Raw genomic sequence first — 16820 nt, 5'->3', positions numbered from 1 at the left:
TGACCGCGCGGGGAGGCACGGTGTTGGCCGTGCCGGTGAACCGCGAACCTCAACCTTCCGCACCCCCTTCCTCTGTGGGCGTGTAGGAGTTGGAATCTCCCGCGTCCACACGGGGGAGGACGTCAACCGTCCCATCATCGCGGGCGGAGTGTGGCCGCCTACCGACCCGGCCGACCCGAAAGAGCGGTGAACGCGTCACCGCGCAGAACGGGCACGACCGGGTCGGCGTTGAGCCGCGCGGCGGCAGGGCGCCGGTGTCGACGGCGCCGGCGATGACCGCACCGGCGCCCAGCAGGTCCTCCCACCCCAACCGAAGCGGACACGGAACGGTCGCTGCTCGGCAACATGCATGACGAAGCCCCCTGCTGTTCCATCTATCGACCTGTTCGTGTCCATCTATCGACCTGTTCGTGCCACGCTGGTGGCGTTGGGCGCTGCTGTACGCGAATTCGCCTGAGGGTTTCGTTTCTTCGACGACGGCCGCGGTGCGGCCGGCCGCAGGCCTGTGATCTGACCCGGTTCGGAGCCGACCGCCGCCTGCCGTCACCGCCCACCCGGACCCCGCGCCGCCAGGATCCGGCAGGGACGTGGACGTCTCACGGCGTGTCCACGCCACCGAACGCGTCGGGCACGACTGGTATTGAACCCGTGACCGAAAGTAGCGATCTTCTCTCTGCAGCCGCCCAGGCCCGGACCCCTGCGGACGACACGGGCCCGACCGCCGCTGCCAAAAGCCGCCGCACACAGCGCCAGACGCCGCGGGCCACGGAGCCTCCCGCGTCCGAGCCCGACGGCGCAGAACCTGCCGAGGCAAAGCCCTCCACGTCCGAGTCGGCCGCCGAACGCGCCGAGACCGAGATCGCGGATGCCAGGTCCACAGGCACCAAGGCCATGGACGTCAGGGCCGTCGACATCGAGCCCGCGGACATCGAGCCTGTCGTGGTGGGCGATGCACCCGCGATGACCCGGCTGCCACTGCCGCGCACGAGCCCGCCGCCGTCGCCCACGGGCCCGCCGCCGTCGCTCCGGGGGGCGCTGCCACCGCGCAACCCGCACTTCACCGGACGCGCTGGCCTGCTCGTTGACCTGCACGAACGGCTACGGGCCGGGGAGACGTCCGACCTGCCCGTGGCACTGCTCGGCATGGGCGGGGTGGGCACATCGCAGCTGGCGATCGAGTACGTATACCGGCATCTGACCGACTTCGACGTGGTCTGGTGGATACCCGCCGGTGACGGAACCCAGATCCGGCAGTCGCTGGTGGAGCTGGCCGAGCGTCTCGGGCTCGGGGCGGGTGGAGGCACCGGGGCGGGTGCGGTCACCAGCCCGGAGGCCGAGGCCGCCGGAACAGCCAGGACGACGAAGCCAGTCCGCAGAACCAGGGCGACCAGGGCGACCAGGGCAGCCGAAACAGGAACGACCGAGGCCGACAGATCTGTCAGAGAGCTCGTACCGGCCGCCCTGGAGGCCCTGCGTGTCGGCCGGCCGCACTGCCGTTGGCTCCTGGTCTTCGACGGCGCCGACGATCCGCTGACGGTGCGCGGGTTCCTCCCCGCCGGCGGCGCCGGTCGTGTCCTGGTCACGTCTCGCAACGCCGAATGGGCGGAAGCGGCTCACGCACTCGAGGTCGACGTGTTCCGCCGCGAGGAGAGCATCGACCTGCTCCACCGGCGGACCGGCCGGACCGGCGCTTCCCGCACCGCTCCCGGCACCGTCCAGACGGCCGCCCCGGAGGCTGCCCTCGAAGCCGGCGAGGTGCCCGAAGCCGGCAGAGTCGCCGAGGCCCTGGGCGACCTGCCGTTGGCTGTCGCGCAGGCCGCGGCCTGGCTGGCGGAGACGGGCATGCCCGCCGGGGAGTACCTGCGCCTGCTCGCGGACAGGCCGCTGGAGACACTCGGGACATCCTCGCCGCTGGACTACCGACTGCCGGTGCGCGCCGCCTGGGACGACTCGCTGGACCGGCTGGCGGCGTCCGACCCGGCGGCGCTGCGGCTGCTGCGGCTCTGTGCCTGTCTGGCGTCGGCCCCGATCCCGCGGCGACTGCTCGAGGCCGGGCGGAACGTCTCGATCGCTCCCGAGCTCGACGTCGTCCTGCGCGACCCGCTGCGGCTGGGCGAGGCGATCCGCGCGATCACCCGGCAGGCCCTGGCGCGCGTCGACCACCGCGTGGGGTTGCCGGAGGTTCCGGGGTCGGCGGGAGCGCTGCGGGTGCACCGCCTCGTTCAGCTGGTGGTGCTCGACCGGATGAGCGGAGACGAGCGGGAGGAGCTGCGTGCCGACGCCCGCCGCCTGCTCGCCGCGAGCGACCCCGGCGAGCCGGCGGCCCCGTGGGCATGGTCCGCCTACGCGGAGCTGTACCCGCATGTGATCGCCGCGGGTGCGGTGGGGGGCCGGGAGCCCCTGCTGCGGGGCATGCTGGTCAACACGGTCCGTTCCCTGCTCGGTCGGGGCGACCACCAGGAAGGGCTGGAGCTGGCCCGGCAGGCCCACGAGAGCTGGCGGGTCGCCCTCGGCGAGGAGCATCCGGACACCGTCGCGGTGGGTGGGTGGCTCGGCCGGTTGCTGCTCGCCGTCGGGGATCACGCGGTGTCCGCGCCAGTCAACGCGCGGGTTCTGGAGATCGGCGAGCGGGTCCACGGGCCGGATCATCCGGTGACGTTGCGCGCACTGGCCGCCGTGGCGGCGGACCGTCGGGCGGCTGGCGAGTTCACCCGGGCGGTCGAGCTGGGCCGTACCGCCTGGGCACGCGCTGTGCGCGCCCAGGGACCGGACGACCCGCTGACGCTCGGCGCCGCCCACGACCTGGCGGTCTCGCTGCGGCTGGCGGGCGAGGTCCGGCAGGCCCGGGACATCGACGACGACACCTGGCACCGGCGCCGTCGTGGGCACCGGTCCCGCTCACGCGCGGGCGCGGGCACCCGGGCCCGGTCCGGTGCGGACGATCTTGTCGTCCTGGGCTCCGACAGCAGCCGGAACCTCAACCTGCGGGAGCTGGGCGACTATCCCGGCGCACGCGGCCGTCAGGAGGAGCTGGTGGGCCGGCTGCGGGTGGTGCTGGCCGACGAGAGTCATCCGGATCTGCTGCGGGCGCTGCGGCACCTGGCCGTCGTGCAGCGTCGGGCGGGCGAGCTCGACACCGCGCTGCGGACCTCACGGATCTCCTGGGAGCGGCTGCTGGCCCGCTACGGCCCGGCCCACCCGGAGACACTCGCCTCCGCGCTGTGCCATTCGACGGACCTGCGGCACACCGGCGACCTCGACGGGGCGCTCCGGCTGTGCGCGGACGTCCGCGCCGGCCTCCACGGCGGTGCCGGCGCCGGCCACCCGCACACCCGCGCAGCCGAGGCGAATCTGGCGGTGATCCACCGGCTCCGTGGCGACACCGGGACAGCGCACGAGCTCAACACGCAGGTGCTCGCGGCGCTGACGTCCGAACTCGGGCCGGATCATCCGCTGCGGGTGCGCTGCGCGGCCAACCTGGCCAGCGACGAGCACACGCTGGGCCGGCCCGAGGTGGCCCGCGCGCTCGACGAGGAGACTCTGGCCCGCGCCCGCCAGTGCCTGGGCACCGAGCACCCGGCGACGCTGGCTGTCCACGCGAACCTGGGCACGGACCTGCGCGCACTCGGCGAGACGGGGCGGGCCGAAGCCCTCCACGCCGAGGTGGTCCACGCCCTGGGCCGGGTGCTCGGCGACGCCCACCCGGCGACCCGGTCCGCCGTCAGCTGGGTGCGCCTCGACTGCGACATCGACCCGCTGCCGCTGTGAGGCGCGCCGGACGGCTACGGGGTGGAGGCGGGGGCCCAGTAGGCGTCCCGCAGGGGCTTCTTGTAGAGCTTGCCGTTGTCCAGGCGGGGCAGCTCGGGCACGAAGTCGATCGACCGCGGCCACTTGAACGGTGCCAGCTGGTCCCGGCAGTGGTCCAGCAGCCGCGTGGCCAGCGCCTCCCCGGCGTCGGCCAGGTCGACCGGCTGGACGACGGCCTTGACCTGCTCCCCGAGCTCCGGGTGCGGAACGCCGAAGACGGCGACGTCCACGACCTCGTCGTGCATCACCAGGACGTCCTCGATCTCGCGCGGATAGATGTTCACGCCCCCGGCGATGATCGTGAAGTCCTTGCGGTCGCTCAGGTAGAGGTAGCCGTCCGTGTCGACATGGCCCACATCGCCCAGGGTGCGCCAGCCCGGATGGGCGGGGTGGCTCACCGCCTTCGTCCGGGCCGGGTCACGGTGGTAGCTGAAGCCGGCGCCGCGGCTCTCGAAGTAGACGGTGCCGGTCTCCCCCGCGGCGAGCTCGGTGCCGTCGTCCGCGCAGATGTGCAGCACACCGCCCTGGGGGCGGCCGACCGAGCCCGGGTGGGCCAGCCACTCCTCGCTGGACAGCCCGGTGCTCCCGAAGTTCTCCGAACCGGAGTAGTACTCGTACAGGATCGGGCCCCACCATTCGATCATCCGGCGCTTGACGTCGACCGGGCACGGCGCCGCGGCGTGGACGGCCACCCGCATGCTCGACAGGTCGTAGCGGCCGCGGACCTCCGGCGGGAGCTTGAGCATCCGCACGAACATCGTCGGCACCCACTGCGCGGCGCCCACCCGGTAACGCTCGATCGCGCGCAGCGCCTCCTCGGCGTCGAAGCGCGGCAGCACGACGACCGTGCCGCCTACACTGTGCAACACGGCGGACACCCGCAGTGGAGCCGCATGGTAGAGCGGCGCGGGTGACAGGTACACCGAGTCGGCGCCGAGGCCGAACATGCGCGCCGTCCCGTTCAGCAGCTGGACGTCGCCGGCCGAGGCCGGGGTGTCCGGCAGCGGGAAGCGGATGCCCTTCGGCCGGCCGGTCGTGCCCGAGCTGTAGAGCATGAACGAGCCGCGGACCTCGTCGTCACGAGGCCCGGCGGGGTAGCCGGCGGCGGCCGCATCGAGCTCCGCGTAGTGCTCGGACGTTCCGTCGAGCAGGAGCCGCAGCAGCACGTGCGGCGTGTCGGGCACGACCTCCTCGGCGAGGCCGGCCAGCTTCCGGGTGCTGATCAGTGCCCGGGCGCCGCTGTCGTTCACGAGATGGGCGACTTCGGGCGCTGTCAGGTGGGAGTTGATCGGCGTGATGTAAAGGCCACAGTTGAGGCCCGCCCACACCACCTCGAAGTAGCGAAGATGGTTCTCGGCGAGGATCGCCAGGCAGTCGCCCGGGCGCAGGCCCGCGTCGACGAGTAAGCGCGCCAGCCGCGCGGCCCCCTCGGCCAGCTCACGGTAGGTCTGGACGCGGTCCTCGCCGCCCGGGCCACCGGTGAGGATCACCGCGGGCTTGTCGGGGGTGAGCGTCACGAAATCGGGCGGGTACATGTGATCCTCCAGGTCCCACAGGGCGGACGGCGACCTCTACGGGAACTATCAGACTCCCGGCCCACGGGATAGGTGTTGACTTTGCCGGCGCCGGGGGCAAGTGGGTTCACCAGCGCGTCGGATCGCCGCGCAGCCGTCCGGCAAGGCTCTACCCTCGATGCTTGACGTCCTCCCTGCCCTGGAGGGCGGGGGTTCCCACTCCTACACGCCCACGAGGGGAGGTGCGGAATGTTGAGGTTCGCGGTTCCTGGGCTCCGGCAACCCGGCGCCTCCCCGCGCAGTCACGGCCCGTCCAGCCGCGATGTTGCATGCCGCGTTGGTGTCGGCGTTGGCCGTGTGCCCGCAGGCGACGCACCGGAACCGCGCTTGGCTCTCGCGCGATGCGGCGGCGACATGCCCGCAGACCGAGCAACGCTGACTCGTGTAGGCGGCCGGGATCCTCTCGATCCGGCCGGGCGCTTTCTGTTCCAGCCGTCGAACGAGCAGCCCCCACCCGTTGGCGAGGATGCCGCGGTTCAACCCGGCTTTCTGCCGGACGTTCTTCCCCGGCTCCGCGACCGTGCCGCGTGCCGAGCGGGTCATACCGCGGATGTTCAGGTCCTCCACCCGGATCAGGTCGTACCGGCGGGCGAGGTCCGTGGACGTCTTCTCGGCCCAGTCCCTGCGCCGGTCGGCTTCCCGGGCTATCACCCGGGCGATCTGCTCTCGGAGCCGGCCGCGCCGGTTGCTGCCCCGCCTGGCCCTGGCCATCCGGCGCCGCATCCGGCGGAGCCGTTCCACTTTTTTCGGCCACAGCCCGGGGCAGACCAGCAGCTCCCCCGTCGACAGTGCGACCGACACCGCCACCCCGCGATCCACCCCGACGATCTCCCCGGTTCCCGGGCCGTCGATCGGTTCGGGTGCGACAGCGAAGGCGATGTGCCAGCGGCCCGCCCGGTCCCGGGTGATCCGATAGGACCTGAAGTTCGGAACCTCCCGCGACACGCGGAACCTCACCCAGCCGACCTTCGGTACCCAGCAGCGGGACCACGTCCGGTTCAGCTTCTCGACCCTGGCGTTTCTCCCCACGATCTGGAAACCCTCGGACTGGCCGCGCTTCCGGTAGCCCGGATGCCTGTGCGAACCGTTGAAGAAGTTCCGCATAGCCTGGTCGAAATCCCGCAACGCCTGCTGCTGAACCGTCTGCGACCCAGCCCGCAGCCAGTCGAACTCCGCACGTGCATCGGTCAACTGCCGGCAACGTTCCAGATGGTTCGGCGCCCTCCCCCGAGAGGGGGTCCACCACGACTGCTGTTCGGCGGCAAGGTTCCAGACAAAACGTGCATGCCCGCAGTGCTCATCGAGCCCGACAACCTGTCCGGGTGCCGGATCGAGCCGGTATCAGGACATACTCTGATTCTACCGAAAGGATTTTCGTATGCGTTCCCGCGTGGGGCGCCGTTTCCTCCCCGGCCTGAAGGCCGGGGTATCCACGGCGAGATCCCGATGACTGAGCACCGCCGGTCCCGCGGGGTCCTGATCGGCGGCGTCGCCCTGCTGGCCGCCGCGGCGATCGCGCTGGGCGACGACGGGGACAGCGACTCGGCCGGCGACACCGGCTCCGGTTCCTCCAGCGACCTCGCGGCCGTCGCGCCCACCCCCACTGTCTCGGCCGGCTCCGGGGATGCCACCGGCGGCGACGTCGGGAGCGGCTCCGGGAGCAGTGGGAGCGGCTCGGAGCGCGGGCCGTCGGCCCCGCAGGGCGCTCCCGCTGCCCCCGACGGCGCCGCTCCGGGTGCGCCGTTCTGCGGTGCGAGCCGGTACATCGAGGAGATCACGGTCCAGGAGTGGGCGGGCGGCGACTTCCGGATCTCCGTGTGGCCCAAGGACGAGGCACGCCACGCCGACGACCGGGACGCGGCCAGCGCCGAGATCTGGGCGGCCGTCCGCACCTGTGTCGGCACGCCTGACCAGGCAGTCGCCGAGAGCTTGCAGGACCAGCTCCGCTGCCACGAGTTCCTCGCCCTGGTGCCCGGCTCCGGCAGCGAGGAGTACGCGACCGGCGACACGTTCGACGTCGAGAGCTGGCGACCGACACCCGGGCGCCGCCGCTGGTTCTCCACCCGGTGCGGCAACACCCTGGGCACCGACCCGACCTCCGCACCGGTGCGGACCTATCGCCCCGACGGCGTCCCGCCGCGGTCCGCGCCCACCGGGGAACACGCCTGAACCGAAAAACCCGGGACCAGTGAAATCATGGCCTCGTACGACCCGCCGTCACCCGGGCCGACCGGGTTCCTTTCCGGCAACAATCACCGGGGCGGCGGGTGCGGAGGTTTGGGGGTACCACGGAATGGATGCTTCCGGATTTTCCGGTTCCGCGCCCAGCACCGACAGTTCGCCCATTACGGAAAATTTTCCTGGTATTGCATATTTGTCCGGCGTGAAGGCTGCATGCGGATTGCGGAGGCGGGCACGGGTCCTGGTCGTTGCCCGCGCGTTCTGGCGGCGGGCGTGGGCTTTCCGTGGGCTCGACATCACGGCGGCAATGGCGTCGACGTCCTGCCTGGTCGTCGCGCCGCATCCGGATGACGAGACGCTGGGCTGCGCGGCGGCGATCATGCGGAAGCGGGCGGCCGGCGTCCCGGTGACGGTCGCGATCGTCAGTGACGGCGCGGGGGGCGCCTCCGCCGTGGAGACCTCGGGGCAGCTGTCCGAGGTACGGCGGCGCGAGGCGGTCCGGGCCTGCGCCCGCCTCGGCGTCGACGAGGGTGACGTCGTCTTCCTCGACTTTCCCGACACCGAGCTGGACCAGCACCTCGACGAGGTCGCCGCCGCGCTCGCCCGGCTCGTCGGCAGCCGGGCGCCTCGGCAGATCCTCGTGCCGACCTCCTGCGAGGGGCATCCGGACCACGACGCGAGCCATGAGGCGGTCCGCCGGGCGGTGCAGGCCAGCGGCTTCCGCGGCGAGATCCTCGAGTACACCGTCTGGCTCTGGACCCACTGGCCCTGGACCGTCGGGCACGGTACCGGGCATGGCACCGGGCGCTGGACGGCCCGCCGGCTGCTGCTGGCCCCCGTCCGGCGGGTGAGCGAGCTGCGGCCGCTGCTCGTCGATGCCCGCAGCCTGCGCGAACGCCAGAAGCAGGCGCTCGCCGAGCATGTCACGCAGACCGGTCCCGCCGTGTCTTCCAGGGGCGGTGCCGCGGCGGCGCGAGCTGCCGGAGGGGGCAGCGCGCGGGTTCCGCCGCCGCTCAGCGGATCCTTGCTGGCGGTCCTGGAGAGTCGGTACGAGATCTACGTCCCGGCCGGTTCGCTGCGTCACCTCGACTTCGACCGTCCGTGGCGGGCGACCGCGGCATCGGTAGCGGCACCGCGGACCGCTGACGAGCAGCCGCCGCCCCGGGCAGCGGCGGGACCGGGCTGACCGGCCCTCGGGGCGCGGCTGGTGTGGTTGGTGTGGTTGGTGTGACCAGACGGCGTCGCGCGTGGAACTCCGCGATGCCCCGGCGGTAGGCGGCTTCCTTCCGGCGGGCGATGGCCTCCGGATCGAGGGCGGCCACGCCGCGCCGGCCCTGGTCAGCGACCTCGGCCGCCCAGCCGGCGTTCAGGAGGAACGGCGCCAGCGCGTCCGCGAGCGCGCCCGGGTCGCCGGCGGCGACCACGCTGCCCGCGTTCCAGCTCCGGACGAACGGCGCGATCCCGGTCCGGCTCGTCACGACGACGGGACGTCCCGCCGCAAGCGCCTCGGCGGCGACGATGGAGAAGCTCTCGAAATGGCTCGGCACCGCCACCACCCGGGTCCGGCGGAACACCTCGCGCATCTCCCCGGCCGCCAGATGCCCGGTGAACTCGACGTCCAGCCCCAGCTCACGGGCCCGGGAAGCCAGCCAGGTACCCGACGGGACACCGTTGATCGCGCCGGCCGAGCGGCCGACGACGACGAGCCGGTGCACCACCCCGGCGGCGCGCAGCCGGGCGCAGGCGTCCAGCAGCACGTCAACGCCCTTGGACGGTTCCACCCGCCCCACCACCGCGATCGTCGGCTCGGTGGTCCGCACGTCCTGCACGCCCCGCCACGGCTCCGCATCGAAGAGGTTCGGGATCACCTCGACGGCCTGGTGCCCCAGCCAGCCGCTCCGGCGCAGCTCGTCGACAAGCAGCTGTGAGGGCGCGGTCACGACGGCGGCGCGCCGGGCCGAGGCGCGGTCGAGCCGGTCGGCCAGCTGCCCGCGCACACCCAGCGGCTGCCCCGCGAGACGGACGGCGAGCATCGTCGGGCAGTGCAGGTGGATGGCGAGCGGGTAGGTGCCGTGGACGGCCTCGATCAGCCCGCGGGTCTCCCCGTCCTGCGTCTCGATGATGTCCGGACGCAGCCGCAGGTGGCGCATCCAGACGCTGTACGACAGGGAAAGACTGGCCCGCAGGGCCAGCGAGTCCCGTGGGTACAGCGGGCCGCGCAGTCGGGCACCATAACCGCCGAGCGCGCGCGTCACCGGCGCCTGCAACAACGGCCGCCGGTGGACGTGCACGCCGCGCTCCACCGTGTCCGTGATGCGGCGACCCTGGGCGCACAGCACATGCACGTTGTGCCCGAGTCCGACCAGTGCGGCCGCGAGCGTCGCGGTATAGGTACCGGCGCCGTCCCAGACAATCGGCGGATACTGCTCGCAGAAGAAAAGAACCGATAACGTCCTGAATGTTCGGAGAAGGCCCATAGCATCCCCAGACTGAACCCGGCGGGGGCGGGTCCCGTACCGGAAGTCAAACACCGGAAACAGCAGGCAAAGGATACTCGGGCGGGCCCGCACCGAAGGCCGACCATCGGGCCCTGGCCGGCTGCGTTAGCCGGCATCCTGATTCAGCGCGACCCGGCGCCATTATTCGGTCCGCACGGAATCCGCCATATGCCCCGCCGAATGCCGGCACTCCTCCCGGCGCCCCGTTCTCCGGGCTCGGCGCGGGGAGGAACGGTGCGCCGAGCCCAGGGGCGGTGCGGAGGTCGCGGGCGGTGCGGAGGTCACGGGCGGGACGCTCAGGGGCGGGTGGGTGCCAGATCGACCTGCAGCACCGACTGGGTCGCAGCTGAGATCCACGGCCACACGTCCTGGTCGGCGCCGGGCCCGGCGGCGGCCCCCTCATCTGCGGGCAGGCGCCGCCACCCGAGCCCTGGCGCGAGCAGGGAGAGATCTCCTCCCGCCCGGCGTGCCAGCGGGATCCGTTCCTCCCAGACGGCGGCTCCCGGCCCGGTGCCCGTCGCGTAACCGACGATGAGATCTGCCGGCAGGGCAATGCCGCCGACCCCGTTCGCCGTGCCCGTCCCGAGTTCGTCCGGCCCGGCGGCAGGCCCGGTGGTGAGCACGAACGTGTGCCGACGGCCATCCGCTGGCCGCAGCACACGCTGCTGATCTCCCAGCCGGACGTACAGCAGCGACCCACCCGCTGCCGGCGGCGTCGTCAGTGGCTGCTGCTGCTGCTGCGGCGGCGGCGGCGGCGGCGGCTGGACGGTTACCTGGATCTCGATACGGGTGCCGATGACCTGCCGCAGCGGCACGAACGCACCGCGGAAGCCTCCGGGGACGGCAGGGTCCCACACCTCGCCCGGACGCAGCCGGTAGATCGTGCGGCCGGGCATGCGATCGGGCAGCTCGGCGATGCGGGGGCCGATGTCCGCCGCGTACACGACCGGCCCGTCAAGATCCGGGGAGTTTCGCAGCGTGTGGTACGGGATCTGCGTGTAGCGGCTCGGTACCGGCGGCGACAGGACAATCAGGGCGGGCCCGTCCAGCTGGTCGGGGATCATCGATTCCAGGAACGCATTGCCCGCGTTGACCCCCTGCTGGACGTCGATCCGGGCGGGCAGGGTGGGCAGAGTGATCGCGACGAGCCCGATCCCGGCCGCGACGGCGAGGCCCGGTCGGGCGATCCGCGTCGGTACCCGCGCCAGGGCGCTCCAGAGCCATCGCGCACCGTCGGCAGCGAGGATGACGACCGGCGTGAACGCTGCCAGGTGGTAGTGCGGGCCGAGCCCGTTGCGCAGGCCCGGCATCGCGAAGGCCGACCCCCACCAGAAGGCGTAGCCCAGCAGAACCACGCCGGTCGTGGCCAACAACATGATCCGTTCGGGCCGGCGCCGGGGCGCGAACAGGCCGACGGCGGCGAGCACGATCAGGCCCATACCGCCGAAGAACCAGCTCGGGGCGGCGGCGAGGGTGTCCCCGAGGGCCTCGAGGGCCAACCGCCGAGTGAACATGAAGCTCGATTCGGACGGCAGGATGCGACGCGGTCCGAAACCGAAGCGGTCGAGCGGATCCGACGCGGACAACGGCATGCGCAGCGGCGACCCCGTGACGTGCCAGCAGTACGCCAGGAAGACCGCGACCATCGGCAGCGCGCCGAGCACCGCCCAGAGCGCCCGGCGCGGCAGGACCCGCAGCTCCCGCCGGGCCCGCACCCCCGCCAGGACCGCCACGGGAAGGACCACAAGCACGGCGTCGAACGGGCGGATCAGCAGCGCGAACCCCACCGCGGCCCCGCCCAGGAAGAGGGCGGACCGTGCGCCCGTGCGGAGACCACGCAGCAGTTCGGCGCTCGCGAACACGAGTGTCGCGGCGCACGCCGCGTACGCGAGGGGAAGCGCGGTGTGCAGGATCACCAACGGTGACAGTGCGACCCCCGCAGCCGCGGTGAGTGCGGTGCGCACCTCGCCGAACAGCTCCCGGGCCAGCCGGTACGTCCCGGCGACCCACGCCGCCGCCATCGCCGCGGGCGCGACCACCATGGTCCCGAACAGCGCCTGCGAAAGCGCGAGCGCCGCGGGCCAGCCCGGCAGGTACTTGGTGAACACCCGGCCGTCGTGCACGCCGGTGAGCCAGGGCCGGAAGAACGGCTCGACCGAGGATGCGTCCAGGGTCAGCCGGCCCTGGAGCAGCATCCGCGCCTGCAGCACGTACGCGGCCTCGTCAGCGTCCCCGGTTCCGTCCCGGAACAGTGTCGTCTGCAGCACCAGGCTCACCGCGAACGAGCACAGCGCAAGCAGCGTGACCACGACGGCCGGTGAGCGCGCTGCTCCCGCGATGCGCAGGATGCGCGACTCCCGCGGCACCGCCGGGATGGGCGACAACCGCAGCCTGCCGGCGCGCCCGACCGCAGGGCCAGTGACCGCAGGGTCGGTGACCGCGGGATCCGTGGCGACGGGGCCGGTGGCCGGCTCGCCGACCGTCGTGTCGACGGTCATCGGCCGCTGTCTGCGCTGACGGTCCTCGTCATGGACGCTTCATGAACAGGCGTCGAACATCTTCGATCAGGTTCATGCTCAGCCCCATCCCACGCCGGCGCGCGGATTCGTTCACGATGATTGATCGTGCACCGAATGCTCCGTATGCAGCACCTGGAATGATAGAAACCCATTGACCGGTTCCGGCAGGCGGGCCCGGGAAGACCACTTCAGCGCCGTGAGCTGGGCACATGCCGGCGACAGGAGCCACCCGGCGTGATAACGGCCCGGCGGCGCACCGCGGGCATGACCACAATCTCCGGGAGGGCCTGCCGCAGCCGCTCCTCCGGTCGGGGCGCCCCGCCACCACCGGGGTGCAGGCGGCGACGGTGCTCCCGGCCGCGGCGCATGCCCTCGGATCCTCCCCACCAGCGGCGACGGGATCCCGACTTCTCCGTCATGGATTCATCCCGGCGGCCATCCCCGTGGCTCTATCGTTGTCGCATGATCACCCGTGACGAGAAAGACTCGGACGGCTGCTATTCCTGTGAGCAGAATGCCGCCCTGGCCGGCCTGCCCACCCGCGAGCGGATTCACGTCAGTGGCGGCTGGCGGGTGGCACACGCGATCCGCTGCGCGATGCCCGGCTGGCTGGTTCTCGTCGCCCGCCGGCACATCACCACGATTGCCGAGCTCGACGATGCGGAGGCCACCGAACTCGGCCCCCTGTGCCAGCGGCTGAGCCGGACGCTTGTCGAGGTCACCGGGTGTTCCCGGACCTATGTCGCGGCGTTCTCCGAGGCGGCGGGATTCACGCATCTTCATGTGCACGTCATCCCCCGGGCCGGCGACCTGCCCGCCGACCAGCTGGGGCCGGCCGTCTTCAGCTATCTGCGCCGCCCGCCGGCGGAATGGGTCTCCCCGGAGGTGATGGACAGCCTGTCCCGTTCCCTGGCGAGCAGACTCGCGCCCGCGCTGTAGAACCCGCGGTGCCTCAGCGTTCGCGCAGGCGTTCGATGGCCCGGCGGTCCCGCTTGGTCGGACGCCCGGTACCGCGGTCGCGAACCGCGATCATCGGCGGGCGCGCCGGACGCGGCGGGCTGTTGTCGAGGTAGCACTCGGCTGCCAGCTCGGCACCCACCCGCTTGGTGATCACCTTGGTCACCACGACGACACGCTCGTAGCCGTCCTGGCGGATGCGGACCTCGTCCCCGGGCCGGACCCCGCGCGCGGGTTTCACTCGCTCGCCGTTCAACCGGACATGGCCGCCGCGGCAGGCGTCGCCAGCCTGCGTCCGCGTCTTGACGAGACGGACCGACCAGATCCAGATGTCGACCCGGGTGGTGCCCTCCAGTGACGGCATGCCCACGATGCTACGAAGCCCCGGGCCCACGGGCATGGGCCCGGACGCGCCCGCGATCGGTCACCGGTCCGGCGCCGTGGCCGGACCGGTGACCGACCTCGACATCCACCTGCCCGCCGGCCGGCCGGATGCTGGCTCGCCCGCCGCCGCGGGGCAGCGCTGTCAGAGCGACGATCAGCGCAGCCGCCATCAGGCCAACCGGCACACCCAGGGTGTTCCGGAACGCCTCGGCGAGCTGTGCCGCGGTGTCCGCCGCAGCGGCACCCGCCGGGCCCGCACCCGCCGTGCCGCCACCAGCCTGGCCGGGGTGCCCCACGTCGAACGGCCCGGCGGCCTCACCGCCGCCGATCAGGGAACCGAGGCCCCGTGTCGCGAGGCCCGAGGCGAGCACCACCGACGTCAGCGCGGTGCCGATCGAGACACTCACCTGGTTGGTGATGGTCAGCAGGGTGCTCCCGGACGGCGCGTCCCGGTCGTCCAGGTGGCGCAGTGCCGTCGTCATGGTCGGCATGATCGTCGAACCCGCGCCGATGCCCATGACCGAGAGGGCAACGACGAGCTGCCAGTACGGGGTGTCCGCGTCGAGCAGGAGCAGCACGGTGAACAGTCCGCAGGTCGCCAGCGCGATGCCGAAGCCGACGATGCGCGTCGGCGGGACCCGGTCGACCAGCCGGCTCGCCACCTGCAGGGAGATACCGGTCGCCAGTGCCTGCGGGATACCGAGCATGCCGGTCGCCGCCGGACTCAGCCCGCGCGCGGCCTGCAGGTAGAGGGGCAGTACCAGCATCGACCCGAAGTAGGCCGCGGCGAACAGCGCCAGCGTCAGCGCACCCGACCCGACGGCCCGCCGGCGCAGCAGCGTGACCCGGACCAGCGGGGCCGGCGCGCGTACCGCGCGAACGGCGAACCCGGCCACCAGTGCGATGCCGGCGAGGGCGGGAACGAGGACCACGGCGGAGGCCGCCGTCCCCTGCCGCCCGCTCTCGGCCAGCCCGTAGACGAACAGCGCCAGTCCAGGCGCGATGAGCCCCAGCCCGAACAGATCAAGCCGCTCGCGTGGGCTGCCGGTATCCGCGGATCCGGTGGCACTCGCGGGAATGGTGGCACTCGCGGACACGGCGGCACTCGCGGACACGGCGGCGAACGGGCGCAGCGCGCGGGCCGCGAGCAGGAGAGCAAGGATGCCGACAGGCAGGTTCACCAGGAAGATCCACCGCCAGGAGAACTCGACGAGCGAACCCCCGAGCGTCGGCCCGATCACGGGGCCGACCAGGACCGGCAGGCCGAGCAGGCCCATCGCGCGGCCGCGGCGCTCGGGCGGGGTCGCCCGCAGGACGATCATCATCGCGACCGGCTGGACCAGCCCGCCGCCGATTCCCTGCAGGACCCGGAACGCAATGAGCGATCCGACGTCCCAGGCCAGACCGCACAGCGCCGAGCCCAGCACGAACGCGGCCAGCGCTGTGGTGTAGACCCGGCGGGCGCCGAACCGCCCGACCAGCCACGCGCTGGTCGGGACGGTGACGGCCAGGGCCAGCGTGTAAGCGGTCGAGACCCACTGGATCACCGGGAGCGTTGCGTCAAGGTCCTCCGCCAACGTCCGGATCGCGACGTTGATGATCGTGATGTCCAGAACGACGAGCAGCCCGCCGAGCACCAGCACCGTGAACACAAGGCCGGTCGGGACCGCGCCGGCACCGGACGTCATCGGTGGCGTCGGTGGCGTCACCGAGGCCCGCGGGGCCGACGGGACTGGCGCCGCTGGCGGGACTGATCGTCTGTCGTCGGTCTCCGGTTCCTCGCCTGATCGCAGGGCCACGTCTCTGTCCCCTCCCGCAGGGCCCTCGGCCGTGGGAGCCCGAGCCCGGTCGACATCCACCGCGGCTCAGGCTGCTCCCTCAACCGCGGTTCAGGTCAACCGCGACGTGGGTGGCGGTCGGCAGGCGGGTTCGGCCAGGGTGCGGGTGCGGGGACGGGGGCGGGGGCGGTGCCTCAGCCGGTCGGCAGCAGGCGACGGACGGCGGCGACGGTTCCGCCGTCGACGAGAAGGTCGGTGCCACTCACGTAGGTGGCATCCTGGCCGAGCAGGAACGCCGCGGCGGCGGCGATGTCGTCCGGCGTGCCGAGGCGCTTCGCCGCGGACATCGCCACCATCGCCCGCATCTGCGCCCCCGACTCTCCGGACAGCTCCCCCTGGCCCATCGGAGTGGAGATGACCCCCGGGCTGATCGAGTTGATCCGCGCACCGCGCTCGCCCCAGGCGGCCGCCGAGGCCTGCACCCGCACGATGTTGGCCCGCTTCGCCAGGGCGTAGGCGGCGCCCGGTGAGCCGAGGACGTCGGGGGCGAAGAACGGCAGGTCCAGCAACTCGTCCGTGGGTACTGTCGCGGCGGCGGATTCCTGATCCGGGGTCAGGCCGGCCAGGTACCCCGACATGCTGGCGATGATGACTCCCGCCCCGCCGGGTGCGATCACCCGGGCGAACTCGTCGAGCACCAGCGCGACGCCGAGCAGGTCCACCCGCAGGATCGCCTCGGTCGAGGCCTGCGTGGGTGAGAGCCCCGCGGTGTGTGCGACCTGGGTGACCCGGCCGAGGCCGGCTGCGGTGTCAGCGAGAGCGGCCACCGACTCGCGGCTGGAGACGTCGACCACCTGGGTGGCGACGTCCTGCCCCTCCCCGCGCAGGACGTCGGCGACATCGAGCGCCGCGTCGCTGACATCGGCCAGGAGGAGCTTGCGGCCACTGCCGATCCGCCGGGCGATCGCCCGGCCCATGCCGCCCACACCGATGATGACGACGACGTCCCTGACGTCCTTGTCCACCTGAAACCTCACCCTTCCACCGCTGCTCGCGGAGGTGTGTCGAGACGGCTGTTCGCCGCGCGATCGTTGCCGGATGTCAGCCGCATGACCCGCGGGC

9 protein-coding genes and 2 pseudogenes are annotated in these 16820 nt (G+C 72.6%); 4 read left to right on the top strand and 7 right to left on the bottom strand.

Annotated elements, in window-relative coordinates; translation table 11 throughout:
* Positions 1-891 precede the first annotated feature (891 nt).
* Positions 892-3768 carry an FxSxx-COOH system tetratricopeptide repeat protein gene (gene fxsT, locus AB1460_RS12780; protein ID WP_368961319.1) on the top strand — a complete coding sequence of 959 codons (2877 nt, stop codon included), beginning with the start codon at positions 892-894 and terminating at the stop codon, positions 3766-3768.
* A 14-nt stretch (positions 3769-3782) separates the two neighbouring features.
* On the opposite strand, the gene AB1460_RS12775 is transcribed toward fxsT, so the two are convergent.
* Complete coding sequence (locus AB1460_RS12775) at positions 3783-5342, bottom strand: acyl-CoA synthetase (RefSeq protein ID WP_368961317.1); 1560 nt, start codon at positions 5340-5342, stop codon at positions 3783-3785.
* Between the two features lie 201 nt (positions 5343-5543).
* Positions 5544-6722: pseudogene (locus AB1460_RS12770) on the bottom strand (RNA-guided endonuclease InsQ/TnpB family protein); the annotation flags it as partial.
* A gap of 105 nt (positions 6723-6827) precedes the next feature.
* Between AB1460_RS12770 and AB1460_RS12765 the strand changes: the two are divergent.
* Positions 6828-7550 carry a DUF2599 domain-containing protein gene (locus AB1460_RS12765; RefSeq protein ID WP_368961315.1) on the top strand — a complete coding sequence of 241 codons (723 nt, stop codon included), beginning with the start codon at positions 6828-6830 and terminating at the stop codon, positions 7548-7550.
* A 124-nt stretch (positions 7551-7674) separates the two neighbouring features.
* A pseudogene (locus AB1460_RS12760) lies at positions 7675-8256 on the top strand (PIG-L deacetylase family protein); the annotation flags it as partial.
* A gap of 319 nt (positions 8257-8575) precedes the next feature.
* Here the strand turns inward: AB1460_RS12760 and AB1460_RS12755 are convergent.
* The gene (locus tag AB1460_RS12755; RefSeq protein WP_368961314.1) at positions 8576-10039 is read right to left on the bottom strand and encodes a glycosyltransferase family 4 protein; all 1464 of its coding nucleotides are present in this window, start codon (positions 10037-10039) and stop codon (positions 8576-8578) included.
* A 317-nt stretch (positions 10040-10356) separates the two neighbouring features.
* Complete coding sequence (locus tag AB1460_RS12750; protein ID WP_368961312.1) at positions 10357-12558, bottom strand: hypothetical protein; 2202 nt, start codon at positions 12556-12558, stop codon at positions 10357-10359.
* Positions 12559-13041: 483 nt separating this feature from the next.
* Here AB1460_RS12750 and AB1460_RS12745 point away from each other — a divergent pair, with 483 nt between their 5' ends.
* The gene (locus AB1460_RS12745; protein WP_368961311.1) at positions 13042-13518 is read left to right on the top strand and encodes an HIT family protein; all 477 of its coding nucleotides are present in this window, start codon (positions 13042-13044) and stop codon (positions 13516-13518) included.
* Between the two features lie 13 nt (positions 13519-13531).
* Here AB1460_RS12745 and AB1460_RS12740 read toward each other — a convergent pair whose 3' ends face one another.
* From AB1460_RS12740 to AB1460_RS12730, 3 genes are all read right to left on the bottom strand, one after another.
* Complete coding sequence (locus tag AB1460_RS12740) at positions 13532-13900, bottom strand: RNA-binding S4 domain-containing protein (RefSeq protein ID WP_368961309.1); 369 nt, start codon at positions 13898-13900, stop codon at positions 13532-13534.
* Positions 13901-13910: 10 nt separating this feature from the next.
* Positions 13911-15608: a DHA2 family efflux MFS transporter permease subunit gene (locus AB1460_RS12735; RefSeq protein ID WP_368961307.1), complete on the bottom strand. Its 1698-nt coding sequence runs from the start codon at positions 15606-15608 to the stop codon at positions 13911-13913.
* Positions 15609-15892: 284 nt separating this feature from the next.
* Positions 15893-16723, bottom strand: a complete 831-nt coding sequence (locus AB1460_RS12730; protein WP_368961306.1) for an SDR family oxidoreductase — start codon at positions 16721-16723, stop codon at positions 15893-15895.
* Positions 16724-16820: the final 97 nt, after the last annotated feature.

Origin of the sequence: Parafrankia sp. FMc2 (assembly GCF_041008525.1) — a bacterium.
Lineage (GTDB): Bacteria > Actinomycetota > Actinomycetes > Frankiales > Frankiaceae > Parafrankia.
This window is presented reverse-complemented; position numbering and strand designations above follow the sequence as displayed.

Bases quoted from the DNA above. Each gene is read 5' to 3' on its own strand.
- AB1460_RS12745 (WP_368961311.1), top strand. From the start codon at position 13,042: ATGATCACCCGTGACGAGAAAGACTCGGACGGCTGCTATTCCTGTGAG.
- fxsT (WP_368961319.1), top strand. From the start codon at position 892: ATGGACGTCAGGGCCGTCGACATCGAGCCCGCGGACATCGAGCCTGTC.
- AB1460_RS12765 (WP_368961315.1), top strand. From the start codon at position 6,828: ATGACTGAGCACCGCCGGTCCCGCGGGGTCCTGATCGGCGGCGTCGCC.
- AB1460_RS12740 (WP_368961309.1), bottom strand. From the start codon at position 13,900: ATGCCGTCACTGGAGGGCACCACCCGGGTCGACATCTGGATCTGGTCG.
- AB1460_RS12775 (WP_368961317.1), bottom strand. From the start codon at position 5,342: ATGTACCCGCCCGATTTCGTGACGCTCACCCCCGACAAGCCCGCGGTG.
- AB1460_RS12755 (WP_368961314.1), bottom strand. From the start codon at position 10,039: ATGGGCCTTCTCCGAACATTCAGGACGTTATCGGTTCTTTTCTTCTGC.
- AB1460_RS12735 (WP_368961307.1), bottom strand. From the start codon at position 15,608: ATGACGTCCGGTGCCGGCGCGGTCCCGACCGGCCTTGTGTTCACGGTG.
- AB1460_RS12750 (WP_368961312.1), bottom strand. From the start codon at position 12,558: ATGACCGTCGACACGACGGTCGGCGAGCCGGCCACCGGCCCCGTCGCC.